At 60.6% G+C, this 23,793-nt stretch carries 27 protein-coding genes and 1 pseudogene; 12 read left to right on the forward strand and 16 right to left on the reverse strand.

The features are described from left to right. Positions 1-28 precede the first annotated feature (28 nt). A complete protein-coding gene (locus BMX59_RS20765) occupies positions 29-1,372 on the reverse strand; it encodes a sensor histidine kinase (protein WP_092246915.1) in 1,344 nt (447 codons plus the stop codon). Positions 1,373-1,440: 68 nt separating this feature from the next. Then, positions 1,441-1,905: an LTXXQ domain protein gene (locus BMX59_RS20770; RefSeq protein ID WP_093125276.1), complete on the reverse strand. Its 465-nt coding sequence runs from the start codon at positions 1,903-1,905 to the stop codon at positions 1,441-1,443. Positions 1,906-2,263: 358 nt separating this feature from the next. Here BMX59_RS20770 and BMX59_RS20775 point away from each other — a divergent pair, with 358 nt between their 5' ends. Both BMX59_RS20775 and BMX59_RS20780 read left to right on the forward strand, forming a co-directional pair. After that, entirely contained in the window at positions 2,264-2,746 is a 483-nt protein-coding gene (locus BMX59_RS20775) for an ImmA/IrrE family metallo-endopeptidase (RefSeq protein WP_092246921.1), read from the forward strand. Then, on the forward strand, positions 2,743-3,159 hold the full coding sequence (locus BMX59_RS20780) for a hypothetical protein (protein ID WP_092246924.1): 417 nt from the start codon (positions 2,743-2,745) through the stop codon (positions 3,157-3,159). The genes BMX59_RS20775 and BMX59_RS20780 overlap by 4 nt, the downstream gene beginning before the upstream one ends. 57 nt (positions 3,160-3,216) lie before the next feature. Here the strand turns inward: BMX59_RS20780 and BMX59_RS20785 are convergent, their stop codons facing one another. The 4 genes from BMX59_RS20785 to BMX59_RS20800 all read right to left on the reverse strand — a co-directional run bounded on the left by BMX59_RS20785 (position 3,217) and on the right by BMX59_RS20800 (position 5,313). Further along, positions 3,217-3,894, reverse strand: coding sequence for a response regulator transcription factor (locus BMX59_RS20785; RefSeq protein WP_071489415.1), 678 nt, complete (start codon positions 3,892-3,894; stop codon positions 3,217-3,219). A gap of 7 nt (positions 3,895-3,901) precedes the next feature. Then, positions 3,902-4,309: an SH3 domain-containing protein gene (locus BMX59_RS20790; RefSeq protein ID WP_092246926.1), complete on the reverse strand. Its 408-nt coding sequence runs from the start codon at positions 4,307-4,309 to the stop codon at positions 3,902-3,904. Between the two features lie 106 nt (positions 4,310-4,415). Continuing rightward, positions 4,416-4,715, reverse strand: a complete 300-nt coding sequence (locus BMX59_RS20795; protein ID WP_092246929.1) for a YciI family protein — start codon at positions 4,713-4,715, stop codon at positions 4,416-4,418. A gap of 1 nt (position 4,716) precedes the next feature. Beyond that, on the reverse strand, positions 4,717-5,313 hold the full coding sequence (locus tag BMX59_RS20800) for a septation protein A (protein ID WP_071489418.1): 597 nt from the start codon (positions 5,311-5,313) through the stop codon (positions 4,717-4,719). 87 nt (positions 5,314-5,400) lie between these two features. On the opposite strand from BMX59_RS20800, the gene BMX59_RS20805 reads away from it, so the two are divergent. The 5 genes from BMX59_RS20805 (at position 5,401) to rluB (ending at position 10,058) form a co-directional block, all read left to right on the forward strand. Beyond that, a complete protein-coding gene (locus BMX59_RS20805) occupies positions 5,401-6,264 on the forward strand; it encodes a PHP domain-containing protein (RefSeq protein ID WP_092246932.1) in 864 nt (287 codons plus the stop codon). A gap of 13 nt (positions 6,265-6,277) precedes the next feature. Further along, entirely contained in the window at positions 6,278-6,907 is a 630-nt protein-coding gene (locus BMX59_RS20810) for an L-threonylcarbamoyladenylate synthase (RefSeq protein WP_093125290.1), read from the forward strand. A gap of 120 nt (positions 6,908-7,027) precedes the next feature. Beyond that, positions 7,028-7,726: a segregation and condensation protein A gene (locus tag BMX59_RS20815; protein WP_164365898.1), complete on the forward strand. Its 699-nt coding sequence runs from the start codon at positions 7,028-7,030 to the stop codon at positions 7,724-7,726. Between the two features lie 12 nt (positions 7,727-7,738). Beyond that, positions 7,739-8,659, forward strand: a complete 921-nt coding sequence (gene scpB, locus BMX59_RS20820) for an SMC-Scp complex subunit ScpB (protein WP_093125294.1) — start codon at positions 7,739-7,741, stop codon at positions 8,657-8,659. A 187-nt stretch (positions 8,660-8,846) separates the two neighbouring features. Beyond that, positions 8,847-10,058, forward strand: coding sequence for a 23S rRNA pseudouridine(2605) synthase RluB (rluB, locus tag BMX59_RS20825; RefSeq protein ID WP_092246939.1), 1,212 nt, complete (start codon positions 8,847-8,849; stop codon positions 10,056-10,058). A 194-nt stretch (positions 10,059-10,252) separates the two neighbouring features. On the opposite strand, the gene BMX59_RS20830 is transcribed toward rluB, so the two are convergent. Beyond that, positions 10,253-11,212 (reverse strand): CgnE/CgnB domain-containing protein, encoded by a 960-nt coding sequence (locus tag BMX59_RS20830; protein WP_093125300.1) that lies wholly within the window; start codon positions 11,210-11,212, stop codon positions 10,253-10,255. A gap of 72 nt (positions 11,213-11,284) precedes the next feature. Then, positions 11,285-11,422, reverse strand: coding sequence for a hypothetical protein (locus tag BMX59_RS30520; RefSeq protein ID WP_163034543.1), 138 nt, complete (start codon positions 11,420-11,422; stop codon positions 11,285-11,287). 638 nt (positions 11,423-12,060) lie between these two features. On the opposite strand from BMX59_RS30520, the gene BMX59_RS20835 reads away from it, so the two are divergent. Beyond that, entirely contained in the window at positions 12,061-13,482 is a 1,422-nt protein-coding gene (locus BMX59_RS20835) for an amino acid permease (RefSeq protein ID WP_093125303.1), read from the forward strand. Positions 13,483-13,595: 113 nt separating this feature from the next. Further along, a complete protein-coding gene (arfB, locus tag BMX59_RS20840) occupies positions 13,596-14,009 on the forward strand; it encodes an alternative ribosome rescue aminoacyl-tRNA hydrolase ArfB (protein WP_093125308.1) in 414 nt (137 codons plus the stop codon). Here the strand turns inward: arfB and BMX59_RS20845 are convergent. Both BMX59_RS20845 and BMX59_RS20850 read right to left on the reverse strand, forming a co-directional pair. Beyond that, positions 14,006-15,202, reverse strand: a complete 1,197-nt coding sequence (locus BMX59_RS20845; protein ID WP_093125311.1) for an MFS transporter — start codon at positions 15,200-15,202, stop codon at positions 14,006-14,008. The genes arfB and BMX59_RS20845 overlap by 4 nt on opposite strands. A gap of 104 nt (positions 15,203-15,306) precedes the next feature. Then, complete coding sequence (locus BMX59_RS20850) at positions 15,307-15,489, reverse strand: hypothetical protein (RefSeq protein WP_093125314.1); 183 nt, start codon at positions 15,487-15,489, stop codon at positions 15,307-15,309. Between BMX59_RS20850 and BMX59_RS30525 the strand changes: the two genes are divergently transcribed. Then, entirely contained in the window at positions 15,488-15,829 is a 342-nt protein-coding gene (locus BMX59_RS30525; protein WP_156682176.1) for a hypothetical protein, read from the forward strand. The two genes, BMX59_RS20850 and BMX59_RS30525, sit on opposite strands and share 2 nt — an antisense overlap. 12 nt (positions 15,830-15,841) lie before the next feature. On the opposite strand, the gene BMX59_RS20855 is transcribed toward BMX59_RS30525, so the two are convergent. Then, positions 15,842-16,153: an Mpo1-like protein gene (locus tag BMX59_RS20855; protein WP_092246957.1), complete on the reverse strand. Its 312-nt coding sequence runs from the start codon at positions 16,151-16,153 to the stop codon at positions 15,842-15,844. 160 nt (positions 16,154-16,313) lie between these two features. On the opposite strand from BMX59_RS20855, the gene BMX59_RS20860 reads away from it, so the two are divergent. Then, positions 16,314-17,372 (forward strand): AraC family transcriptional regulator, encoded by a 1,059-nt coding sequence (locus tag BMX59_RS20860; protein ID WP_071489430.1) that lies wholly within the window; start codon positions 16,314-16,316, stop codon positions 17,370-17,372. On the opposite strand, the gene BMX59_RS20865 is transcribed toward BMX59_RS20860, so the two are convergent. The 4 genes from BMX59_RS20865 to BMX59_RS20885 form a co-directional block, all read right to left on the reverse strand. Beyond that, positions 17,329-18,783, reverse strand: a complete 1,455-nt coding sequence (locus tag BMX59_RS20865; RefSeq protein ID WP_071489431.1) for a TrkH family potassium uptake protein — start codon at positions 18,781-18,783, stop codon at positions 17,329-17,331. The two genes, BMX59_RS20860 and BMX59_RS20865, sit on opposite strands and share 44 nt — an antisense overlap. A 177-nt stretch (positions 18,784-18,960) precedes the next feature. Next, on the reverse strand, positions 18,961-20,304 hold the full coding sequence (locus BMX59_RS20870) for an imelysin family protein (protein WP_071489432.1): 1,344 nt from the start codon (positions 20,302-20,304) through the stop codon (positions 18,961-18,963). Between the two features lie 128 nt (positions 20,305-20,432). Then, a complete protein-coding gene (locus tag BMX59_RS20875; protein ID WP_092246961.1) occupies positions 20,433-22,484 on the reverse strand; it encodes a putative bifunctional diguanylate cyclase/phosphodiesterase in 2,052 nt (683 codons plus the stop codon). 464 nt (positions 22,485-22,948) lie between these two features. After that, on the reverse strand, positions 22,949-23,173 hold the full coding sequence (locus tag BMX59_RS20885; protein ID WP_092246967.1) for a hypothetical protein: 225 nt from the start codon (positions 23,171-23,173) through the stop codon (positions 22,949-22,951). Between the two features lie 61 nt (positions 23,174-23,234). Between BMX59_RS20885 and BMX59_RS31190 the strand changes: the two genes are divergently transcribed. Then, positions 23,235-23,531, forward strand: a complete 297-nt coding sequence (locus BMX59_RS31190; protein WP_371914388.1) for a hypothetical protein — start codon at positions 23,235-23,237, stop codon at positions 23,529-23,531. Here BMX59_RS31190 and BMX59_RS20890 read toward each other — a convergent pair. Then, a pseudogene (locus BMX59_RS20890) lies at positions 23,474-23,751 on the reverse strand (IS5/IS1182 family transposase); the annotation flags it as partial. The gene BMX59_RS31190 and the pseudogene BMX59_RS20890 overlap by 58 nt on opposite strands. Between the last annotated feature and the right edge of the window lie 42 nt (positions 23,752-23,793).

The following is a 23,793-nucleotide window of genomic DNA, read 5'->3' on the forward strand; positions in this document are numbered from 1 at the left end:
ATGAGAGAAGGGCCACTATAGAAGATCATCAGGCCGGTGTGACAATCCCGGGTTCCAGCGGCAGGTCGATACTGGCGATAAAACCGCCTTGGGCGTGATTGGCCAGGAACAGGCTGCCGCCATGGCGCTCGGCGGCGCGACGGGCTATCGCCAGGCCCAGGCCGTGACCTTGTGCGGTCTGGCCGGGGGCGCGGTAGAACGGTTCGCCCAATTGGCTCAGGTGTTCGGCGTCAACGCCGGGGCCGTGGTCGCGCACGCTGATCACAATATGCTCGCCGTGAAGGTGGGCGTGCAGCTCGATCGGCTGACCCGGCGGGTTGAAGCGCTGGGCGTTGCGCAGCAGGTTGTCCACTGCCCGTTCGATCATGGTCGGCCACCCCTTGAGGTGCAGTTCGGGATCGGTGGTGAGCTGCACCACCTGGTCGGGCGCGCTGAGTTGAGCGTCCTTTTGCAGGGTCTTGAGCAACGGGTTGAGGTCGATCTCTTCGGCGCTGGCGTTATCGGCATCGACGCGGGCCAGTACCAGGATCTCGCTGATCAGTGCCTCCAGGCGATCACATTCGCGGGTCAGGCGAGGCCAGAGTTTTTCCCGTTCTTCGGGGCTGGCGCGTTCGGCCAGGGCCAGGGCGATGCGCAGGCGGGCCAGCGGCGAACGCAGTTCATGGGACACGTCGCGCAGCAACTGGCGCTGACTGCCGATCAGACTTTGCAGGCGCGCGCCCATGCGGTTGAAGTCGGTGGCCAGCACGCCGAATTCATCGCGTCGGTTGGCCAGCTGCGCCAGGCTGTTTTGCTGGTAGGTGGCTTGCCCCAGGTCATGCACGGCGCCGCGCAGTCGGCTCAAGGGGCGCGTGATGGACAGCGTCACGAACAGGCTGAACAGGGTCAGCACCACCAAGGCGATGACCAATGCGCTCAATGGCCATGTCAGGCTGCTGCGATGCCATTCGTCCAGTTCCGGGTGCGGGATGCGGTAGATCAACAGGTAAGTGTCGCCGGTCTTCTCACTGGTGTATTCAGCGGTCAGGCGGCGCCAGGGCAGGTGGCTGTCCTTGCTATCGTTCTGGCGGGCTTCGAAGGCGGCGGCTCGGCGGGGAAAGGTGCCGCGCACCACCGGCTCGCCGCTTTCGTTCAGCACCTGCACGTCGATGTGGTACTGGCGTTTGCGCTGTTGCAGCAAATCCTGGGCAGCGTCCTCACCCTGGGTTTCGTAGAGTTGGGTCCACTCTTCGGCCAGGTTGTTGAGGCCTGGGTGACGGCTGAGAATCCAGGCATCTTGATTGAGCATATGCCCAAGCAGGATCGACAACCCGGCAACCAAGGCGATGGCCAGCCAGAAACTGGCCAGGATGCGCCAGAACAATGAACGCACAGGGAACCCTCAAGCAGGAAAAGCCCAGTGGCGGCGGCCACTGGGCTGGGAGCGTTAACGCGGGGGCATTATTGCGCTTTTTGCGGCTGTTGCGCTTTCCAGGCCTGGAATTCCTTCCATTCGGCGCGGCGCTGTTCCTGCTGCTTGACGATCTCGTCGAATTTCTTCTGCTGGTCAGGCTTGAGTACGGCGCGGATATCCGCCTGGGTTTTCTGCTTGCCGGCGGCGATTTCGTCCTGCATGGCCTTCTGGTCAGCAGCCGGGAGCTTGTCCAGGTACTTCCTGGTCAGGTCCTTGCGAGCGTGCCACTGGTCGCCCATCAATTTGCGGATCTGCTCGCGCTGTTCCTTGCTCAGGTCCAGTTGGCTGAAGGGCCCGCCTTTGCCACGCGGACCGTGTTCGCCGCCGTGACCCGGGCCACCCATCATATGGCCTTCAGGGCCGCCCATCGGGCCCGGGCCTTCGGGCATTGCCGCCATGGCAACGGTCGGCAGGGCAGCGGCGAACATCAAAGCGATAAGGGTCTTGCGCATGGTGATTCTCCTGTCTCTATTCCGGTGAGTCCGGATGTGAGTAGATTAAGGCGATCAAGGTCAGCGGCGGTCAGGTGTGGGTAAAGCTTGGGTAAAGAGGGTTTTGGGCTGAGTTGACAAAACTGCCGATAGCTATAGGAAAAGAGGGGCTCACTCAATTGCTACAGCATGTCTTGAGGGAGTTGGCGTGTGGTCGTGATGGCTGTATAAATGAACAGCTTTTTTCGATGAGACCCTGAGTGCTAAACATTTTTAACCTGTCAACTACAATTTGACGGGGTCTATCGACTTGTTCAGACTTCGATCTAATTTCTGACCCCGTCAAACTACCGTTCCCGCCATCTATTAAGGAGGCCGCATGGAGTACCGAACTGCAGACGACGTCCTGCGTGCCCACTGGAATGGTCGGTTGCCGGTGAACCCGATAGCCATTGCCGAGGCAATGGCTATCGAGGTGAAGGCGCTTGCACCTTTTGAACCGGATACCTGGCGACCGAATGAAAGCGGCCATTACTCCTTCCGGGACGGCGCTCCGCTGATTACTTACAACTTCATGGATGCGCCGGTAAGGCAGCGTTTCACCATTGCGCACGAGATTGGTCACCATGTGCACGGAGACCTGGACGCACCTCGAGATACTTCCGAGCAGTTCAGTGCCAAGTCCAGGGACCCGAAAGAGATCGCAGCCAATCGATTTGCCGCTGCTCTGTTGATGCCGGCCGCGCTGGTGAAACATATGGTGCTTGAGCAGCGCGTCACAGACATCGTAAAGCTGGCCAGTGCTTTTGGTGTGTCGACGGCAGCAATGGAATTCAGGCTGAAGGCGATTGGGCTTTTATGATTGATACCAGCGACGACCTGGCGGGAGGGGAGGCTGATAATCCTGGCCTGATCAGCGACTATCTGAGAAGAGAGTCCTGGCGCTTCAGGTGGGAGAAGCGACTGACGACCGTCACCGTCGTCTTGATCTTGTTGTTTTACATTGCGCTGTTGGGCTTCGTCTTTTTGGGAAACATCCGGGTCTCAGCCGGCGCCTGGTATTTTTTCAGCGCCGTGCGCCCGCACAGTACGGGTGATATTCCCATCATCGTGGCCCTCTCAACCGTCCCGACCCTGCTGTTGATCGCGCTGCTACGGTATTTCCACCACCGGCCCAAGTCAGATCCAGATGATTTGCAGGCACCGCTGCCCATCAGTGTCGAAGCGGCGAAAGCGATCATCAAGGCGACGACCGACGCGATGAAAACCCCTTGAACAACAAGCCCAGCCTGCCAGCTGGGCTTTTTGCATCAGAATGGACCCCGCGTGTTTTTACAGGCTGTAGTAGTAACCCCGACTGCGCAACGCCACGATGCGTGGCCGTCCGTCCGGGTGCGGGCCGATTTTTTTGCGCAGGTTGCTCACGTGCATGTCCAGGCTGCGATCGTAAAGGGTCAACTTGCGACCCAGGGCGATCTGCGCCAGTTCCTGTTTGTCCAGCGGCTCGCCGGGCTGGCGCAGCAAGGCTTCAAGCAGGCGGCTTTCGGAGACGGTGAGGGAAAATTCCTGTTCATCGATGCTGACCACGCCGCGCACCGGGCTGAAACACAGGTCGCCCAATTCGAGCTGGGTGGACACGGCGGCCGGGTGGCTGCGGCGCAGCACGGCGCGCAGCCGGGCGGTAAGCTCGCGTGGGTCGCAGGGCTTGGCCAGGTAATCGTCGGCGCCCAGTTCCAGGCCGAGGATGCGGTCCAGCGGTTCGCCGCGTGCCGAGAGCATCAGCACCGGCAGCTCCGGGTGGTCGTTGCGCAATTGCTTGAGCAGTTCCAGGCCGCTGCCGTCGGGCAGCATCACGTCGAGTACCACCGCGGCCGGGGCACTGTCGGCCAAGGCTTTGCGGGCGCTCAAGCCATCATGGCAGGCACGCACCTGGAAGCCTTCCTGGCTCAACCAACTGGTCAGCAGCTCGCAGAGCTCCTGGTCATCATCTATCAGTAACAGCTCGCTCATGACTCACTCAATTTAGCCATTGTCGACGGCGACGGTGCCCACCGCTGGCGAAGATCCCGCACAGCAAGGCGATCAGCGCGACGGCCCCACCGGTGACGAACCATTGTTGCTGCTCGGTCAGCCATCGGGTCAAGGCGCCGCCCTGTGTTTCTTTGAGTTGCTGGGCCAGGCGTTGGTTCTCTTGGCGAAGGCGACTCAGTTGGGCGCTTTCGCGGGTAGCCTCTACGTTTTGCAGTTGCTTGCTCAATTCTTCACGCTGGCGTTCGCTTTCTTTCAACCGCTGCTGCAACTCGGTGATCTGGGCGCCGGCACTCAAGGACAGAGGCGTGGAACTGCCGGTGTTCGAGGTTTCTTCAGCGTGGGCCGTAGCCCCGATCATTACCACTGCCAACAGACACAACTGACGTAAGCGCATCGGAACTCCTGATTCCACACGAATATTCAGAACGTTGTCGGCAGGTTACCGAGAATAATGAGCAATTAGGAGCGCGCCGAACCGATTAGGTTCGGCGTGGCCGTGATCAAGGCAGGACTTGCTTGAACGGCTTGATCACGACGTCGGCGTAAACGCCGGCAGCTACATAAGGATCAGCCTTGGCCCAGGCCTGGGCCAAGGCCAGGGAGGCAAACTCGGCGACGATCAGGCTACCGGTGAACCCGGCGTCGCCTGGGTCGTTGCTGTCTACCGCAGGGTGTGGACCCGCCAGCACGATACGGCCTTCGGCCTGCAGCTGCTTGAGGCGCTCGACATGGGCCGGGCGCACGCTCAGGCGTTTTTCCAGCGAGTCGGCAACGTCGGTGGCAATGATGGCGTAGAGCATGTCAATCCTCGGTTTTCGGAGTGGTAGGGGCGACGTCATGCAGGTGGCGCGACAGATAGATACCCTGGCCGACCAGGAACAGCACGGTCATGGCCAGGCTGCCGAAGACCTTGAAGTCGACCCAGTAGTCCTGGAAGGTAAAGGCCACGAACAGGTTGGCGGCGCCGCAGAACAGGAAGAACACGATCCACGCAACGTTCAAGCGTGTCCACACCGGATCCGGCAGGGTCAGCGCATGGCCCATGATCCGCTTGATCAGCAGACGGTCACCGATGAAGTGGCTGCCGATAAAGACCAGGGCGAACAGCCAGTTCACCACCGGTGCTTTCCATTTGAGGAAGGTTTCGCTGTGGAACGCCAGGGTCAGGCCGCCGAATACCAGGCATGCGACCAGGGTGAGCCATTGGCTTTTTTCCAGCTTGCGCTGGGAGATGAAAATGGCGCCGTAGACGACGATAGAGCTGATGATCAGCACGGCGGTGGCGCTGTAGATGCCCCCGAACGAGAACGCATGACCGGCGATTTCGATGACCCTGGGGTCGAGCTTGGTAACGATGAAAAACAGCAACAGCGGGATGAAGTCGATGAATTGTTTCACAGTAAGAGCCAGAAGCTGGATGTGGCGGCATAATAACAAACATCCTTGGTAGCGAAAGCGCCAGCTGACTTGAGGTTACAGATCCCCGTGAATGTTGATTTGCACTGCCACAGCACGGCCTCCGACGGCGCCCTGGCGCCCGCGGTACTGGTTGCGCGTGCGTTTGAAAAAGGCGTGCGAGTCCTGGCGTTGACCGACCACGACACCCTCGAAGGCCTCGACGAAGCCCGGGAAGCCGCGCATGCCTTGGGCATGCAGTTGGTCAACGGTGTGGAATTGTCCTGCACCTGGGGCGGCGCCACCATTCATGTGCTCGGCTACGGTTTTGATCAAAACGCCCCGCCTTTGGTTGAAGCCATCGCCCAACTGCACGATGGCCGCTGGCTGCGGTCCGAAGAAATAAGCCGCAAACTCGGCCTTAAAGGTATGTCCGGTGCCCTGGACGGCGCCCGCGCCATCCAGCAGGAACTGGGTGACAGCGGTAACGCACCGGCCCGGCCGCACTTTGCCGACTGGATGGTACGTGAAGGTTTTGTAAAGGACCGCGCCGAAGCGTTCCGCAAATGGCTGGGCGCCGGCAAGTTGGGGGATGTGAAGCAACACTGGCCGACCCTGGAAGACACCGTCGAGACCCTGCGCACCTCCGGGGCCTGGGTCAGCCTGGCCCATCCCTGGCACTACGATTTCACCCGCAGCAAGCGCCGCAAGCTGATTGCCGACTATATTGGAGCGGGCGGCCACGCAATCGAGGTGGTCAACGGGCATCAACCCGCCGAACAGGTCGGCAGCCTGGCGATTCTTGCCCGCGAATTTGGTCTGCTGGTCAGCGCCGGCAGTGATTTTCATGGCCCAGGCGGCTGGTCCGAGATCGGTGAGTATCGCCCCGTCCCGGAAGATTTGCCGCTCTTGTGGGGGCGATTCAAGCATGACCCCATTATTGCCACCGTCTGAACAGGTAGAGCACGTGAGTCAATTCTTCCAGATTCATCCGGAAAACCCCCAGGCGCGCCTGATCAAACAGGCTGTCGAGATCATCCGCGCCGGCGGCGTGGTGATCTACCCCACCGACTCGTCCTACGCCATTGGTTGCCAGATCGGCGACAAGGGTGCGGTCGAGCGGGTAAGACGCCTGCGTCAGCTGGACGACAAGCACAACTTCGCGCTGATCTGCAGCGACCTGTCCCAATTGGGGCTGTTTGCCAAGGTCGACACCGGCACCTTCCGCCTGCTCAAGGCGCACACGCCGGGGCCCTACACCTTTATTCTCAACGCTACCCGCGAAGTGCCGCGCCTGCTGCTGCACCCCAAGAAGCGCACCATCGGCCTGCGGGTGCCAGAGCACCCCATTGCCCTGGCGCTCCTCGAAGAGCTGGGTGAGCCGTTGATGAGCGTGTCGTTGATCATGCCGGGTAAAGTCGAGCCGCTGTACGATCCTTACGAAATGCGCCGGCTGTTGGAAAAGCACGTCGACCTGATCATCGACGGCGGCTATGGCGGCAACAAGGCCTCCACCGTGATCAACCTGGCCGACGGCGAACCCGAAGTGATCCGCGTGGGTTGCGGCGATCCGGCTCCGTTCATGGTCGAGGCCTGAATGTCGGCCGTGGAAACCGTCGACAGCCAGGCGGGGGCCCAGCAGGAACTGCCGTTTGCCATGGTGTATGGCCAGGCGGTCATGGAAATGCCCCTGGACCTGTACATTCCGCCGGACGCGCTGGAAGTCTTCCTTGAGGCGTTCGAAGGCCCGCTGGACTTGCTGCTGTACCTGATCCGCAAGCAGAACATCAACATCCTCGACATCCCGGTGGCGGAGATCACCCGTCAGTACATGGGCTATGTGGAGTTGATGCAGTCGGTGCGTCTGGAGCTGGCCGCCGAGTACCTGGTGATGGCTGCCATGCTCGCCGAGATCAAGTCGCGCATGCTGCTGCCGCGCTCGGAGACGGTGGAAGCCGAAGAAGATGACCCGCGCGCCGAACTGATCCGCCGCCTGCAGGAGTACGAACGCTTCAAGGCCGCCGCCGAAGGCATCGATGGCCTGAGCCGGGTGGGCCGCGATGTGGTTGTGCCCAAGCTGGATGCCCCCGAGGCCCGTGCGCGCAAACTGTTGCCGGACGTGAGCCTGGAAGAATTGCTGATGTCCATGGCCGAGGTACTGCGCCGCGGCGATATGTTTGAAAGTCACCAGGTCAGCCGCGAGGCGCTGTCCACCCGCGAGCGCATGAGCGACGTACTGGAGCGCCTCAAGGGCGGCGGTTTTGTGCCGTTTGTCGAGCTGTTCACCGCCGAAGAAGGGCGCCTGGGAGTGGTAGTGACATTTATGGCGATCCTCGAACTGGTCAAGGAGTCCCTGGTCGAGCTGGTCCAGAATGAGCCTTTTGCGGCTATCCACGTGCGGGCGCGAGCCGAATAACGAGCTGAATCGATGAATCTGACTGAACCCCGCGAACTGGCACCGCTGCTGGAAGCTTTCCTACTGGCGTCGGGCAAACCGCAATCCCTGGAACGCTTGTTCGAACTCTTTGAAGAAGCCGAACGCCCCGAACCGCCAGTGTTCAAGAAGGCGCTGGAGATTCTGCGCAAGTCCTGCGACGGTCGTGCGTTCGAACTGCGCGAGGTGGCGTCGGGTTATCGCCTGCAGATTCGTGAGAAATTTTCCCCTTGGGTGGGCCGCCTGTGGGAAGAGCGCCCCCAGCGCTACTCGCGGGCGATGCTGGAGACCATGGCGCTGATCGCCTATCGCCAGCCCATCACCCGGGGCGAGATCGAGGACGTGCGGGGCGTGGCGGTCAACAGCCACATCGTCAAGACGCTGCTGGAGCGCGAGTGGATCCGCATCGTCGGTTACCGTGACGTGCCCGGCAAACCGGCGATGTTTGCTACCACCAAGGTGTTCCTCGACCATTTCAACCTGAAAAACCTCGACGACTTGCCGCCGCTGGCCGAATTGCGCGAGATGGAAGCGGAGCCGGTGCTCGACTTCGACGATGCCCCTGTGCCGGCCAGCCTGCAAGAGCTCGCCGATGCGACGGCAGAGCCGGAAGAGCCGAAGGACGAAACCAGTTTCCATACCTTGCTGCTGGAACTGGACGACATGGAGCAGGGCATCAAGACCGACTTTGATGACTTGTTGCGTGACGGTGCGACTGAGGCAGAACCCCAGGAAACCGTTGACCCCGAGCCGGAACCCGACCCTGAAGAAGACATCCTCGGCGTCGCTGAAGCCCGCGAAAAACTCCTGGCCGCCGTCGCCGCCCTCGAACAGCCGCCGTTGAGCGACGAAGAAGACGAAGCCCGGGCCCTGGCTGAAGCCATTGAGGCCGAGCGCCGCCAGTTCGAAGATTGACCCGGACCCCACATGGCTCACCGGTCGGCGGAAAAACCGACGACCGGCCACTAATCGACTAGTCTCTGATGCGCAACGCGCGCCATGCGCGTATGATTCGCGACCCTTTGCCGAGCTATTCGGCCAAAGCCCCGCTTTCAACACTCTTCAGGCCATGCCTGAATCGACCCACCGGGAGGTGCTTAAGATGAACGACAAAGACCAGAACGACAGCCAGGAAATCGGCCCAGCAGGCGAAAAACTGCAAAAGGTGCTGGCGCGTATCGGCGTGGGCTCGCGCCGCGACGTCGAAGCCTGGATCACCCAGAAGCGCATCAAGGTCAACGGCGTCGAGGCTACCCTCGGCCAGCGCGTCGACCTGCACGACGCAATCACCATCGATGGCAAGGTCATCAAGCGTGAAGAGGCCGCCGAATCGGTGCGCCGCGTGATCATGTACAACAAACCCGATGGCGAGATCTGCACCCGTGACGACCCGGAAGGCCGTCCGACCGTGTTCGACAAGATGCCCAAGCCCAAAGAAGGCCGCTGGATCAACATCGGTCGTCTGGACATCAACACCACCGGCTTGCTGATGTTCACCACTGACGGTGAGCTGGCCAACCGCCTGATGCACCCGTCCTACGAGATGGACCGCGAGTACGCCGTGCGCGTACGCGGCGAAGTCGATGACGAGATGATCGAGCGCCTCAAGGCGGGCGTGGTGCTGGAAGACGGCCCGGCCAAGTTCACCGACATCAAGCAGGCACCGGGTGGCGAAGGTTTCAACCACTGGTACCACTGCGTGGTGATGGAAGGCCGTAACCGTGAAGTGCGTCGCCTGTGGGAATCCCAGGGCCTGGTGGTCAGCCGCCTGAAGCGCGTGCGTTTCGGTCCGGTGTTCCTCAACTCCGACCTGCCGATGGGCCGCTGGCGCGAAATGAGCCAGTACGAAGTCGACATCCTCAGCGCCGAAGTCGGCCTGACGCCGGTGGCGATGCCGCAGATGAACGCCAAGAGCAAAGACAAGCTTGAGCGGATGCAGCGTAAATCGTCGCGCCCGGTGGCGCGCACCGAGCGTGTTGCCCGCACCCTGCGCCCTGCGTTGAATGCACCGGCGACTGGCGGTCGTATCTCCCGAGAGCCGCAGATCGAAGGTGAACGCCGCCCAACCGCGCCGTCGCGTCAGGAAGGCGAGCGTGCGCCGCGTGCACCGCGTCCGGCCCCGGCCGGTGGTCGCAGCAACCGGGGTGAAGCGGATCGCCCAGCCGACAACGCCAGCACCAAGCGTCCAGCCAGGCCGGCGGCGAACAAGCGCCCTGGCCCGAAACTGGTCGCGGACGAGCCGTCTGGCAAGCGCCGTGGCGCACCGGCCGGTTCCGGCCAGCGTCCTGGTTTTGGTCGCAAGAAGCCGCAGTGATTTGATCGCCGCATAAAAAACGCCAACCCTCGAGTTGGCGTTTTTTTTTATCTGAATTTGAAATGCATTCAACTGTGGGAGGGGGCTTGCCCCCGATAGCGGTATGGCAGCCACCACATACATCAACTGACCGACTGCCATCGGGGGCAAGCCCCCTCCCACATTCAGATTTTCAGTGTTAGTTAAAGCTTTGCTCAGAACGCAAAGGCCCCGTCAAACACCGGCTTGTCATCCAGCGCCAACACCCCACTGGCAAAGATCAAGTCCAGGTGATGGCTGCCTTTCTGCCCACCTCCCAGTCCCAGGTGCAACCCGCAATGGCGCTCCTCGAACCCGGCGTTGCGCGCATACAGATCCTTCACCCCTTCATTGGTACCAATCCCCAACTCTTCCACACGCCGGTTCGACGGATTGGCATTCAGGTACTTGTTGAAATCATCGGCCAACCCCGGCACTTCACTGGCCACGCTGCAGATGGTCGAGTTCTCGATCCACAGCTCCAGCGGTGACTCCAGCACGCCGTATTTGCGTGCGAACGGGATAGTGCTGAGAAAGGTGCCGACAAACCGCACCTGGCCATTGATCGCTTCGCTGTGCGTGGCGATCTCACCCGGCGCCAGGTCGTGGTTGCCGACGCCGTTGATATTGGTCCACTTCTTGATGCTGCTCATTGGCGCTTCCAGCCGCGAGCCATGTTTGTCGGTAAAGCTCAGCACGTTGGCCTGGGACATGCGCCGAATCAGCGTGGCGTTGAGGTCGGCGATGCGCTGCGGCTCGACGCTGAAGGTGTCGTAGAAATAGTCGCCGTAATCCTTGAACAGCAGGGATTTTTTCCAGTGTTCGGCCATCACGCCCTGCAGGGCACGGATGAAGTCCGGGCCTTCGGCGCGTGGGTTGGGCAGGGTGGAGGAATCGTAGAGAAACAGGTACAGGTCGCAGGCTTCGATGGCAATGGCCAGGGTGTCGCTGGCGGCCAGGTCCAGGCGCTGCACCTGGAAGTTGAAACGCGCGGCGCTGCCCTGGGTGATCGCCTGGGCGATGGCGTCGTAGCGCTCGGTATGGCCCAGCAGCACGGTGGGGCGGCTCAGGCCACTGAGGGCCGGATGGTGCGCGAGGTAGTAGAGAAAGTGTTCGACGGCGCGGGCCTTGTCCATGACGTACATCCTTCTGTGCCTTGGGTAAGGGAGCAGGTGCCGAGCGCGGCACCTGCCAAGAGCGTGCCGGTTTTAGAAGGGCCACATCGCGGTGCCAAATGGCACAACGGCATCGGCTTGCATCATCTCAACGGCGGCGTCATGGGTCGGTGCTTCAAACCAGTCGTCGAGTTGCAGTTCGGTTTCCAGGTCGTTTTCCAGTGCTTGCATGGTGTATCTCCTAGAGGACGGTGTTTGAGAACGACTTGCCAACGGGCTTCGTCAGCAAGTGGGATGAACCTAGGAGAGAGTGTTTCAAAATGCAAAATTTTTATTGACACGGTTTCATTTGGATATTTTGTTCTGTTTTTCCCATTTGATTTTTTCTTGAGTAAATACAGGCGGCTGAAGCGACTGCTGGGTCAGAATCTTCCTACCGTCAATTTTTATGAAGATCATGGCTGTAACGTTAATTTTCCGTGCTGTAACGATTAATTTACGAGTAAATGTCGGCATCATTGACCGTTTTTGCCCTGTAAGAATTACCTGACAGATCGTCGCACTCGCTTTTCGCCGGCGCCTCCAAGCTGTCGAGCGGTGTACAATCCGCCGCGTTTTACTGTGACCCCCTTGCGTAACCACGCAAAAGGACAAGACCTCAGGGTTCACCCACCCTGATCACTCCGCCTGGCCATGAGCCGGACGGGTTCGATTTCGTCACAGATAAAAACAAACAGGTGACGCATGACCGTAAGAAAGACGCTGTACTCCTGGTGCCTGCGCTGGGGTTTGAGCGGCGCTGCTTGAGTCGTTGATTCAACGCAGCAACCTGCAGTCAAAATTCTCAAACCTTGCGTGAGACCCTTTTCATGAGTGGACCCCATTCCTCTTCAGGCGAGCTGAAACGCGGCCTGAAAAACCGGCATATCCAGCTGATCGCCCTCGGTGGCGCCATCGGTACCGGCCTGTTCCTCGGCTCGGCCGGGGTGCTCAAATCCGCCGGGCCGTCGATGATCCTGGGTTATGCCATCTGCGGCTTCATTGCCTTCATGATCATGCGCCAGCTTGGCGAAATGATCGTCGAAGAGCCGGTCGCCGGTTCCTTCAGCCACTTTGCCCACAAGTACTGGGGCGGTTTCGCCGGCTTCCTGTCGGGTTGGAACTGCTGGATTTTGTACATCCTGGTGGGCATGTCGGAACTGACCGCCGTCGGCAAATACGTGCACTACTGGTGGCCGGAGATTCCGACCTGGGTCTCGGCCGCGGCGTTCTTCGTGCTGATCAACCTGATCAACCTGGCCAACGTCAAAGTGTTCGGTGAAGCCGAGTTCTGGTTCGCCATCATCAAGGTGGTGGCCATCGTCGGCATGATCGCATTGGGCAGCTACCTGCTGGTCAGCGGCAGTGGCGGGCCACAGGCCTCGGTGACCAACCTGTGGGAACACGGCGGCTTCTTCCCTCACGGCGTCGGCGGATTGGTGATGGCCATGGCGATCATCATGTTCTCCTTCGGCGGCCTGGAAATGCTCGGCTTCACCGCTGCCGAGGCGGACAAACCGCGCACCGTGATCCCGAAGGCGATCAACCAGGTGATCTACCGCATCCTGATTTTCTACATCGGCGCCCTGGTTGTGCTGTTGTCGTTAACGCCGTGGGACAGCCTGCTGGAGACCCTCAACGCCTCGGGTGACGCCTATAGCGGCAGCCCATTCGTGCAGGTGTTCTCGATGCTCGGCAGTAACACTGCCGCGCATATTCTCAACTTTGTGGTCCTGACAGCGGCGCTGTCGGTGTACAACAGCGGCACTTACTGCAACAGCCGCATGTTGCTGGGCATGGCCGAGCAGGGCGATGCGCCCAAGGCATTGGCCAGGATCGACAAGCGCGGCGTGCCGGTGCGTTCCATCCTCGCCTCGGCGGCGATCACCCTGGTGGCGGTGCTGATGAACTACCTGATCCCGCAGCACGCGCTGGAACTGCTGATGTCCCTGGTGGTGGCTACGCTGGTGATCAACTGGGCGATGATCAGCTTCTCGCACTTCAAGTTCCGCCAGCACATGAACCGCACCGGCCAGGTGCCGTTGTTCAAGGCATTGTGGTACCCCTACGGCAACTTCGTGTGCCTGGCGTTCGTGGTGTTTATCCTGGTGATCATGCTGATGATTCCGGGCATCCAGGTGTCGGTGTATGCGATACCGGTGTGGGTGGCGTTTATGGCGGTGTGTTACGGGATCAAGAACAAGCGTCGTGCGCAGCAAGCCTTGGACGCGGCAGTGCCCGCAGTTAAGTAAGCGTAATCCGTGATCAAGCAAACCCGGCCGTGTGCCGGGTTTGCTGCTTAGAGGACGGAGGGAGTGCGCATTCGCGTATCCTTGAGCTTCTCCATTCGAGGTAGCTGCCGCTCATGCTGGTAATTTCCAACAACGTCCACCTGCCCGACACCGAGATCGAGCTGACCGCCATTCGCGCACAGGGCGCCGGTGGGCAGAACGTCAACAAGGTGTCGAGTGCGGTGCACCTGCGCTTTGATATCCCGGCGTCGTCGCTGCCGGCGTTCTACAAGGAGCGTTTGCTGGCGCTGCGCGACAGTCGGATTACCAGTGAGGGCGTGCTGGTGCTCAAGGCCCAGCAATACCGGACCCAGGAGCAGAACCGCGCGGATGCGCTGGAGCGCCTGGTGGAGTTGATCCTCAGCGCCACCAAGGTGGAGAAAAAGCGCCGCCCGACCAAACCGACCCTGGGCTCGAAAAAGCGTCGCCTCGAATCCAAGACCAAGCGCGGCAGCATCAAGGCCGGGCGTGGCAAGGTCGACTTTTAGTCGCCACGTGCCTCACGGGCTTTTGGCGCTTGTCGGTACAGGTAAACACTGAGCAGCAAGCCACCCACGGCGGCGAGGGCGGCGAACAGGAAGATCGACGCAAAGCCGAAGCCTGCCGCCACGGCCCCGGCGAGCGGGCCGGTGATGCCCAGCGACAGGTCGATAAACAGCGAGTAAGCCCCCACCGCCGAGCCCCGGCTGGACGCCGGTACCAAGTTGACGGCTTCGACGCCCAAGGCGGGAAACACCAGGGAGAAGCCAAACCCGCTCAACGCCGCGCCGGCCAGGGCCAGGCTGGCATCCGGGGCGAGCCACAGCAACAGCAGGCCGAGGATCTCCACCGACAGGCAGGCAATCGCCACGCGAAACCCGCCGATCCGGTTGATCAGGTTGCCGAACAGCAGACGTGCACCGATAAAGCTGGCGCCGAACAGGCTCAAGGCCCACACCGCGTTATCCCAGTGCTGGGTGGTGTAGTACAGGGTGATGAAGGTCGCGATGGTGCCAAATCCAATCGAGCCCAGCGCCAGCGCGCAGCCGTGGGGCAATACCCGGCCCAGCACATTCATGAAGGGCAGGCGCACGCCGGCCACGATCGGTGCGGCGACCTTGTTCCAGGCCAACAGCAGGCCGACGATGGCCAGCAGGATGATGCTGACCCCCATGCTCCACAGCCCGAAACTCTTCACCAGCACGACGCCCAACGGTGCACCGACCGCCAGTGCGCCGTAGCTGGCGATGCCGTTCCAGGAGATGACCTTGGCGGTGTTCTGCGCGCCGACCCGGCCGATGCCCCAGCCGATGGCGCCCGAGCCCACCAGGCTTTCCGCGCTGCCCAGCACCAGGCGGCCGATCAACAGGCTGCCCAGGCTCAAGGCCGGCAGGCTGGAGAACCACGCAGCGAGCAGCATGAACACGCCGCTCAGGCCGCAGCCGGCCAGGCCTATCAGCACGGCGCGCTTGCTGCCCAGGTTGTCGATGATCTTGCCCGCGTACGGGCGGCTCAGCAGGGTAGCCAGGTATTGCACGCTGATCACCAGGCCGGCAATCACCGCGCCGTAGCCCAGCTCACTGTGGACATAGCCCGGCAACACGGCCAGGGGGATGCCGATATTCAGGTAGCCGATGAAGGTGAACAGGACGATGGAAACAACTTGCAGCGTGACCGCCATGGGGCGCTGGGTATCGAGCATGGGAGGGGTCCACTGTCGCAGCAGGTAAAGATAGGTTGCTAATGATACCGGTGGTTTGCTTCGCGCAGGGCGCTAAAACACAAAAACCTCGGATCAAAAAGACCTCAGGCGCGCGCAGGGGCCAGCAGTTGGGTGGTGACCAGGGCGGCCAGCGCGTTTTCCTGGGTGCCGAAACGCTTGAGCAGTACGGCCTGTTTCTCCGCGCTGAGGCGGTTCCACACCTCGACCATCTGCAGGGCTGCGTCGAGTACAGCGGTGTTCGGGTTGTCGGGGAGGGTATCGGTCATGGCGGGGCCTCGATTCATTCAGGCAGTGTGGAAAGCGCTCAACATTGCGCTTTCCACACGGTCTGGTACGGCGTCAGTCCTGGCTTTTGCTGTCGACTGGTTTGGCTTCTTTTTTGGCCTCAGGCTGTTTATCGCTGGCCTGCTGCGGTGTTGGCTGCTCTGTAGGGTGCAGGCTTGGGAAGGGGAGATTAGGTATCTCGTGCATCGTGGTCGCTCCTCGCAAGGTCTGTTTTTTCAATCGCAGGTGATTCCGCGCTCTCAAAAAGCCTTGGCAGGATACAGCACCGCAAATGACAAAAAGATTTTTATGTCGCCGGATGCAGGAACTTTCATCGTTTAAACGGTCGTTCGCCTAGAACGGCACCTTGCCCAGAATCATGTCGCGGTACATCACAAAGTCCCCCAACAAGCTGTAAAACGGGTGCTGAAAGGTCGCCGGGCGGTTCTTTTCGAAGAAGAAGTGGCCGACCCAGGCAAAGCTGTAGCCGGCAATCGGCAACGCCACCAGCAAACCCAACGAACCGCGGCCGATGGCATACGCCAGAATGCCGATTACCAGCGTGGTACCGATGAAATGCAGGCGCCGGCAGGTACTGTTGGCGTGCTCGGCCAGGTAATAGGGGTAGAACTCAGCAAAGCTATTGAATCGCTTGACGTTTTCCACAGTGGCTGGCCCTTTGATTGTTATGCCGCCCAACAGATGTTCGGCGGGGAGCTTATTTGAGTCTAGAGTGATCAGTAGTAACAGCCAGTGACAATAGATGCCACTTTAGTATCCTTGGCTTCCTGGCTGTCGTTTGAGCCTGCTTTATTAAGAAGACGCCATGAGCGAACGAACAACTTCTGCAAGCTGGGCGATGGGGATCGTCAAGGCATTGGAAATGGACGGCCTGGATTGCCGCGCCTTGTTCAGGCAGTTGGGCCTGGACTACGCCGCCCTGAATGACCCCGATGCGCGGTTTCCACAGGATTGCATGACCCGCCTGTGGCAGCGCGCGGTGGAGCTGTCGGGCAATCCGGCGATCGGTCTGAACATGGGCAAGGTGGTGCGCCCGGCGTCGTTTCATGTGGCCGGCTATGCGCTGATGTCCAGCAACACCCTCGCCGAGGGTTTTATGCGCCTGGTGCGTTACCAGCGCATCATCGCTGAAAGTGCCGACCTGAGTTTCCGACTGATCCCCGAAGGGTATGCGCTGATTCTGACGGTGCACGGGGATCACCTGCCGCCGACCCGGCAAAGCGCCGAAGCCTCGCTGGCCAGTGCCCTGGCGCTGTGTGGCTGGCTCACCGGCCGCACCCTGCAGCCGCGCAAGGTGGTGCTGCAAGGTGATCAGCCGGCGGACCTTGGCCCGTACAAACAAGCCTTCCACGCACCCCTGGAGTTCAACGCGCCCTACGACGCGTTGATTTTCGAGCGGGCCGACATGGAAGCGCCGCTGCCCACGGCCAACGAGGCCATGGCGCTGTTGCATGATCGATTTGCCGGTGAATACCTGGCGCGTTTCTCGGAAAGCCGCGTGACCCACAAGGCGCGGCAAGTGCTGTGCCGGCTGTTGCCCCAAGGCGAGCCCAAGCGTGAAGTGGTGGCGCAGACGTTGCACCTGTCCCAGCGCACCTTGCAGCGGCGGCTACAAGAGGAGGGCACCAGCTTCCAGACCCTGCTCGACGACACCCGACGCGAACTCGCCGAGCAATACCTGGCACAGCCGAGCATGACCTTACTGGAAATCGCTTACCTGTTGGGTTTTGCCGACCCGAGCAACTTCTTCCGTGCGTTTCGTCGCTGGTTCGATGCCACGCCCGGTGAATACCGGACGCGGTTGTTGGAAACCTCGGTTGTCAGTGACGCCAAAAAGCCGGAATACACAGAACAAAGACCGTAATGATCTCCAGTCGACCGAGCAGCATGCCCAATGACAGGATCCATTTGGCCGCATCCGGCAGGCTGGCGAAGTTGCCCGCCGGGCCGATGGTTTCCCCCAGGCCCGGGCCGACACCGGACACCGTGCTGGCGGCGCCGGTCAAGGCGGTCATCCAGTCCAGGCCCAGCAGCGACAAAGCGAGGGCGATGGCGCAGATGGTGATGGCGAAGAAAAACGAAAACGTCAGGATCGAACGCACGATCTCTTCGTCCAGACGATGGCCGTTGTACTTCTGCTTGATCACCGCGCGCGGGTGAATCAGCTGGTTCAAGTTGGCTTTGAGCAGGATGTAGGCGACTTGGAAACGGAAGATCTTGATCCCGCCGGCTGTCGAGCCCGAACAACCACCGATAAACCCCAGGTAGAAGAACAGCATCAGTGAGAAGTTGCCCCAAAGGCTGTAGTCCCCCAACGCGAAACCGGTGGTGGTGACCACCGAGGTCACGTTCAACGCCACATGGCGCAGGGCATCGAGCCAATGCAGGTTGGTGGTCCACCAGTACCAGGTACCGAGCACCAACCAGGTCACGATCAGCAAACCGAGCAAGCCTTGTACCTGCTGATCCTTGATCAGTGCCTTGCGGTTGCCGCGCAACGTGGCCACATACAGGGTGAACGGCAGGCTGCCGAGAATCATCACCACCACCGCCACCCAGTGCACCGCCGGTTGTTTCCAATGGGCCAGGGACTCATCCGAGGTGGAGAAACCGCCGGTGGAAATCGCCGACATTGCGTGGTTGATTGCATCGAACAGGCCCATGCCCGCCCACCAGAACGCCAGGCTGCCAAGGATGGTGATGCCCACGTAGGCCGCCACGATCAGCCGCGCCACCATGTGCGAGCGGGGCATGACTTTTTCCGAGCGGTCCGAGGACTCGGTCTGGAACAGGCGCATGCCACCGATGCGCAGCAGCGGCAGGATCGCTACCGCCATGCCGATAAAACCGATACCACCGAGCCAGTGCAGCAGCGAGCGCCACATCAGGATGCCCGGCGACAGGGTGTCCAGGCCGCTCAACACCGTGGAGCCGGTGGCGGTGATGCCGGACATGCTTTCGAAGAACGAGTCGGTGTAGCTGATGTGCTGGGTCAACAGAAAGGGCAGCGCGGCGAAGACACACACCACCACCCAGCTGCTGACGGTCAGCAGGTACATGTCCCGCGGGCGCAGGTGCACATGCTCGGGGCGACCGGGAATCACCAGGGCCAGGCCGGCGAGAAAGGTGATCATGCTGGCCCACAGGAACGAAGGCAGGTCGCTGGTGCGTTCGAAAATCACCAGGGTGGCCATGGGCACGACCATGGCGATCGCGAGGGTGATCAGGAAGATGCCGATGATGAAACCGATGATACGCAGGGTCGGCAACGCCATGAAATTCGCTCGAGGTAGGGCAGAGGCGCCATTCTACCTGGGGTGCGGGGCATGTAAACCGGGGTTTGAGGCAATGCAGTCAAATGTGGGAGGGGGCTTGCCTCCGATGGCGATGTGTCAGTAAACACCTGCTTCACTGACACACCGCTATCGGGAGCAAGCCCCCTCCCACCTGGATCAGAACTCGTGATCAGCGTTATCCGGGTTCAGGTCGCTGATACCCAGCTTGCCCGCTGCCGCTTCGATCGAGCCAGTCTGCTTGACCAATGCGGCGATGGCGTCGCGCACGATCTGGTTGCCCGCGTCATTGCCGGCCGCGATCAACTGGTCGTAGTGCTCACCCTTGTTGGCGTGGTCCACCATGACCTGGATCTTCGCTTCGGTCGCCGCCAGGTCCGCTTTCAAGGCGGTGTCGGCAGCCGGGTCGGCCTTGGCCACCAGGGACGACAGGCTGGCGCCGGTCATTTTGGTGCCGTCGACGCGGGTGTACTCGCCCAGGTAGACGTTGCGGATGCCCTTGGCGTCGTAGAAGTGCGAGTTGTGGGTGTTGTCGCTGAAGCAGTCCTGTTCGTCTTCCGGCGAGTTGGCTTCCAGGGACACCTTCATGCGCTCACCGGCCAGTTCGCCCAGGGACAGGCTGCCCATGCCGAACAACATTTTGCGCAGGCCGTCGGTGGCAGGTTCTGCCTCCAGGGTGGCGCGGTAGTTGTCTTCGACGTTGGGTTTCCAGTTGCCGACCATTTCTTCCAGATCGCTGACCAGCAGTTGGGTCACGGCACGCAGGTAAGTGCGGCGGCGCTCGTTGTGGCCACCGGTGGCACCGTCGCCCGTCAGGTAGTCCGACGCCGGACGGTTGCCGGCGCCTGGGCCGGTGCCGTTCAGGTCCTGGCCCCACAGCAGGAATTCGATGGCGTGGTAGCCGGTGGCGACGTTGGCTTCGGAACCGCCCAGCTCATTGAGGCTGGCGAGTTTTTCCGGCGTGATGTCCTTCACGTCGACCTTGTCTTCGCCGACCTGGATCTGGGTGTTGGCAATGATATTGGCGGTGGCGCCCGGGTTGCCCAGGGCGTGTTCGTAGGACTTGTCGACGTAGTCGATCAGGCCTTCGTCCAGCGGCCATGCGTTCACCTGGCCTTCCCAGTCGTCGATGATGGTGTTGCCGAAGCGGAACACTTCGCTCTGCAGGTACGGGACGCGGGCCGCGATCCAGGCGGTACGTGCGGCTTTCAGGGTTTCGTCGTTCGGCTTGGCGAGGAACGCGTCGATCGCGGTCTGCAGGGTTTTCGCGGTGGACTCGGCATCGCTGTAGACCGCAAATACCATGTCTGCGTAATGCGCGACCACGGCCTTGGCGGCCGCTTCGTCGACCTGACCGGCAGGGGTGGCAGCCGCTGGAGCGGTAGTGCTGGCAGCCGGGGTCGGCGCCTGTGGCGCTGCGGCCTTGTCTTTACCTTCGCCACAGCCGGCGAGAGAAATGGCAATGGCCAGCAGACTGGCGGTGGCCAGGGGCATACGAATCATGGCGAACATCCTGCTTCGGTTGTTGATGGGGCGCGCGGGGGGAGCGCAAAAACTGCGACATAATGCGAAAGATTTGCATTTTGTGTAAAGGGTTATGCGCGGGAAATATTCAGTATCGTTTTGGCCGGTCAAAGAATGACGGCGTTGTTACGCTCCGACTGCTTCAGAAATGCCGCCAACTCCCTGGCCTGCAAGGGTTTGCTGTAGTGGTAACCCTGACCCTCATGGCAGCCCTCGGAGATGATATAGGCCTCCTGCTCAGCGGTTTCCACGCCTTCGGCGATCACCTGCATGCCCAGGCTTTTGCCCAGTTGGATGATCGCGCGCACGATGGTGGCATCGTCGTCATCGTCCAGCAGGTCCTGGACGAAGCTCTTGTCGATCTTGATCTTGTCCAGGGGCAGGCTTTTCAAGTAGCTGAGGGATGAGTAACCGGTGCCAAAGTCATCGATGGCAATCAACGCCCCGGAGCGACGCAGGCTCAGCAGATGCTGGGCTGCGGTGCTGATGTCTTCCATCAGGCCGGTTTCGGTGACTTCCAGTTCCAGGCTGCGCGGCGGCAGGCGGTAGATCTGCATCAGGTTATTGACCACCCGTGGCAGTTCGGTGTGGTGCAGTTGCACGGTGGACAAGTTGACCGCCATGCGCAGGTCGGTGAAGCCCAGGTCGTGCCATTCGCGCAATTGCCGGCAGGCCTGGTCCAGCACCCATTCGCCAATCGGAATAATGGTGCCGTTCTGCTCAGCGAGCGGGATAAACAGGTCCGGCGGTACCAGGCCATGCTCTGGATGCTGCCAGCGGATCAGCGCCTCCACACCGACCACGCGGTGATCGCGGTAGCTGATCTGCGGTTGGTACACCAGGTGGAACTGGTCGCGGCTGAGGGCTTCGCGCAGGTCTTTTTCCAGCTCGCGGCGGCGGCGCATTTCGCTGTCGACGCTGGCGATGTAGAACTGATAGCGGTTGCGCGAACGGGTCTTGGCCAGGGTCATGGTCTGTTCGGCTTTTTGCAGCAGCTTTTCGGTGCTGTCGCCGTCTTCCGGGAACAGGGTGATGCCGATGGTGGCGCGCAGGCGGATGCCTTCGTGATCGAGAGCGAACTCCGCCTCCAGGTCGTCCAGAATGCTTTGTGCCAGTTCGGCGGCCTCGTAAGGCTGGTCGATATCGGCCTGCACCAGGGCGAACTGGTCGCCACCCAGACGGGCGAGTGCGCCGAGGCGGCCGCTGTGGGCGCGCAATCGGTCGGCCAAGGCCAGCAACAATTTGTCACCGGCCTGGTAGGTGAACTGCTCGTTGACGCTCTTGAAGTCATCCAACCCCACGCACAATACCGCTACGCGCCGTTGTCGACGGCCGGCGTCGATGAGGATCTTGTCCAGTTGCTCCTGCAGTTTCTGGCGGTTCGGCAGGCCGGTCAGGAAGTCGTACTGGGCCATGCGCAACAGGCTGCTTTCGGCCTCATGACGCAAATGGGTGTTACGTTCGATGGATTCGAGCAATTGGTTGGCGGTGTTGATCCACAGCCCCAACTCGTTGCGCTCGTGGCCCTTGAGCTGCGGGATCTTGTGTTCGCTGGGCCGGTCCGGGTTGATCGACGTCAGGTGCTCGATAATCCGTGACAGCGGCTTGGTCAGCAGCCAGTGATAGACCAGGTACAGCACCAGGCCCATGGCCAGGGCGCGCAACACCCCGGAAATGAAGATGATCACCGAGTTGACGATAAAGCCCTGGCCATAAGTCGCGGTGTCGAGGGTGATGCTCAGGTCGCCGTAATACTCGCTGTAGGGGCCTTTGCCCACCAGCGCCGTGGTGAAGGTGCGTTCCCGGCCGAGAATCAGGTCAGTCAACCAGCGGCTGGGCGCTTGCTGCAAGGCACGGCTTTTTTCCGCCAGCATGGTTTCGTTGGGGTGGCCGATGGACGCCATGCGCACCGCGTCATCCTGGAACAGGCCCTCAATCACTTGCATGCCCATCTCGCGGTCCAGGCTGTAGACGGCCTGGGTCGAGGGGTCGCGAAACATGTCGAGGATGCGCTGGGCATCACCGGCTACGGCCTGGCGTGTCTTGTAGGCATCGAACACGATCTGCGCCACGCTCAGCACGACGCCCACGATCAATGCCGACAGCAGCACAACCCGTAGCAACTTCACCGACAAGCTGTTTTTGAGTTCCAGCTTCAAAGGGGCATTCCTTGTCTCATGCGGGTGGCCTTCAATATGCCATGAGTATTGGCAATCTGGGGTTGGCAGTCAAAGGGACATTGGGTCAGCCGCAAAAAGGTCATGAGACATGGAACCCTCTCCTTGGAAATGCCCACTCAGGGCGGGAGAGGAATGTGCCTTTCATTGAATATCGGAGTATTTACTTATGAGCGTAGCAATAGCCGCCGCAGCACTGGCACCCGTCGCCGCCGCCGTGGCCCCCGTGGTTCTCTCCGTTGCAGGTCAGGCAGCAAAAGTGGCTACGGATGCCGCGAGGGACATGGTGGGCGGTGCAATCGATTTGGCAGGAAGCGGTGTCAGCAAACAACCGCAAATCCGGTTCTGACTGGGCGTATCTGTACGTTTCGATCCTATGTCATCAGGGGGGGGCGGAGAGAGGCGCTCCCGCCACCCCTTGGTTTCTTCTTTAACTCAGTCAGTGCTTATTGCTTGAAGCTGATGGCTATTTTTCCTGCGCCTTTCTCCATGGGGAGCTCAATGGTTTTGCTTGGGGGCTCTTCCTCTTTGCCGGCAATCTGTTTAGCCAGGGCATCGGCAAAGGGTTGCAGCAGCGGCGCGACCGCTTTGACTATGTCGCCAACCACAGGAAGTCCTGTTTTCACCAGATCACCCACTACGGGAAGTTGTGCCAGTGCACCAATAGTCATTGTTATTTCTCCGACAGGTAAGAGACCTCAATTTGTCTCACTGAATACGTGGCAAATGACAATGGCTGAGTTCCTGAGCCTGAATGACTATATGTTGCGCAAAAAAACCGGCATTCCAGGCTGTCTGAAAACGCAGCCTGCGCCGGTCAAAAGCAAATGCCCCGACTTATCGGGGCATTTGCTTTTTAGGTTTCGGATAATGAAAAAGGGCTTTTCAGCCCATCAACCCCATCATCTTTTGCACACCCAGCACGGTTATGGCTCGTTTCAGGTTGTACGCCTGTATCGCAAGTGCCATTTCCGGTCGCCTTTGTTGAGCGCTTTAAGCGTGAGTACCGTGCCGTTGGGGCAGTGGTAGCTATCACTTTCCTCGTCGTAACTGAAAAGTGTGCGATCAAGATTTTGCTCTTCACCACCCTGGGTATTTACAGCTCGATTGGGCGGGACAAAGGGGGTGATACCAGCATCTTCACACGCCTGGAACTGGCCGCCATCGGCTCAAGCTGACGGTTATCAGTACCTTCCTGGGTTACTTCGTGATGCACGATCAGGCGGTGTTTCGCGTCGACCGCACTTTCGTCCAGTGAGACTGGAAACAGAGCGCCTTGAGTACGGTCTTC

It is taken from the genome of Pseudomonas sp. NFR09 (assembly GCF_900111535.1).
Lineage (GTDB): Bacteria > Pseudomonadota > Gammaproteobacteria > Pseudomonadales > Pseudomonadaceae > Aquipseudomonas > Aquipseudomonas extremorientalis.

Coding starts and splice junctions, on each gene's coding strand:
- BMX59_RS20770 (WP_093125276.1), bottom strand. CDS start 1,905: ATGCGCAAGACCCTTATCGCTTTGATGTTCGCCGCTGCCCTGCCGACC.
- BMX59_RS20775 (WP_092246921.1), top strand. CDS start 2,264: ATGGAGTACCGAACTGCAGACGACGTCCTGCGTGCCCACTGGAATGGT.
- BMX59_RS20780 (WP_092246924.1), top strand. CDS start 2,743: ATGATTGATACCAGCGACGACCTGGCGGGAGGGGAGGCTGATAATCCT.
- BMX59_RS20785 (WP_071489415.1), bottom strand. CDS start 3,894: ATGAGCGAGCTGTTACTGATAGATGATGACCAGGAGCTCTGCGAGCTG.
- BMX59_RS20790 (WP_092246926.1), bottom strand. CDS start 4,309: ATGCGCTTACGTCAGTTGTGTCTGTTGGCAGTGGTAATGATCGGGGCT.
- BMX59_RS20795 (WP_092246929.1), bottom strand. CDS start 4,715: ATGCTCTACGCCATCATTGCCACCGACGTTGCCGACTCGCTGGAAAAA.
- scpB (WP_093125294.1), top strand. CDS start 7,739: ATGAATCTGACTGAACCCCGCGAACTGGCACCGCTGCTGGAAGCTTTC.
- rluB (WP_092246939.1), top strand. CDS start 8,847: ATGAACGACAAAGACCAGAACGACAGCCAGGAAATCGGCCCAGCAGGC.
- BMX59_RS20830 (WP_093125300.1), bottom strand. CDS start 11,212: ATGGACAAGGCCCGCGCCGTCGAACACTTTCTCTACTACCTCGCGCAC.
- BMX59_RS30520 (WP_163034543.1), bottom strand. CDS start 11,422: ATGCAAGCACTGGAAAACGACCTGGAAACCGAACTGCAACTCGACGAC.
- BMX59_RS20835 (WP_093125303.1), top strand. CDS start 12,061: ATGAGTGGACCCCATTCCTCTTCAGGCGAGCTGAAACGCGGCCTGAAA.
- arfB (WP_093125308.1), top strand. CDS start 13,596: ATGCTGGTAATTTCCAACAACGTCCACCTGCCCGACACCGAGATCGAG.
- BMX59_RS20845 (WP_093125311.1), bottom strand. CDS start 15,202: ATGCTCGATACCCAGCGCCCCATGGCGGTCACGCTGCAAGTTGTTTCC.
- BMX59_RS30525 (WP_156682176.1), top strand. CDS start 15,488: ATGGCGGGGCCTCGATTCATTCAGGCAGTGTGGAAAGCGCTCAACATT.
- BMX59_RS20850 (WP_093125314.1), bottom strand. CDS start 15,489: ATGACCGATACCCTCCCCGACAACCCGAACACCGCTGTACTCGACGCA.
- BMX59_RS20860 (WP_071489430.1), top strand. CDS start 16,314: ATGAGCGAACGAACAACTTCTGCAAGCTGGGCGATGGGGATCGTCAAG.
- BMX59_RS20865 (WP_071489431.1), bottom strand. CDS start 18,783: ATGGCGTTGCCGACCCTGCGTATCATCGGTTTCATCATCGGCATCTTC.
- BMX59_RS20870 (WP_071489432.1), bottom strand. CDS start 20,304: ATGATTCGTATGCCCCTGGCCACCGCCAGTCTGCTGGCCATTGCCATT.
- BMX59_RS20885 (WP_092246967.1), bottom strand. CDS start 23,173: ATGACTATTGGTGCACTGGCACAACTTCCCGTAGTGGGTGATCTGGTG.
- BMX59_RS31190 (WP_371914388.1), top strand. CDS start 23,235: ATGGCTGAGTTCCTGAGCCTGAATGACTATATGTTGCGCAAAAAAACC.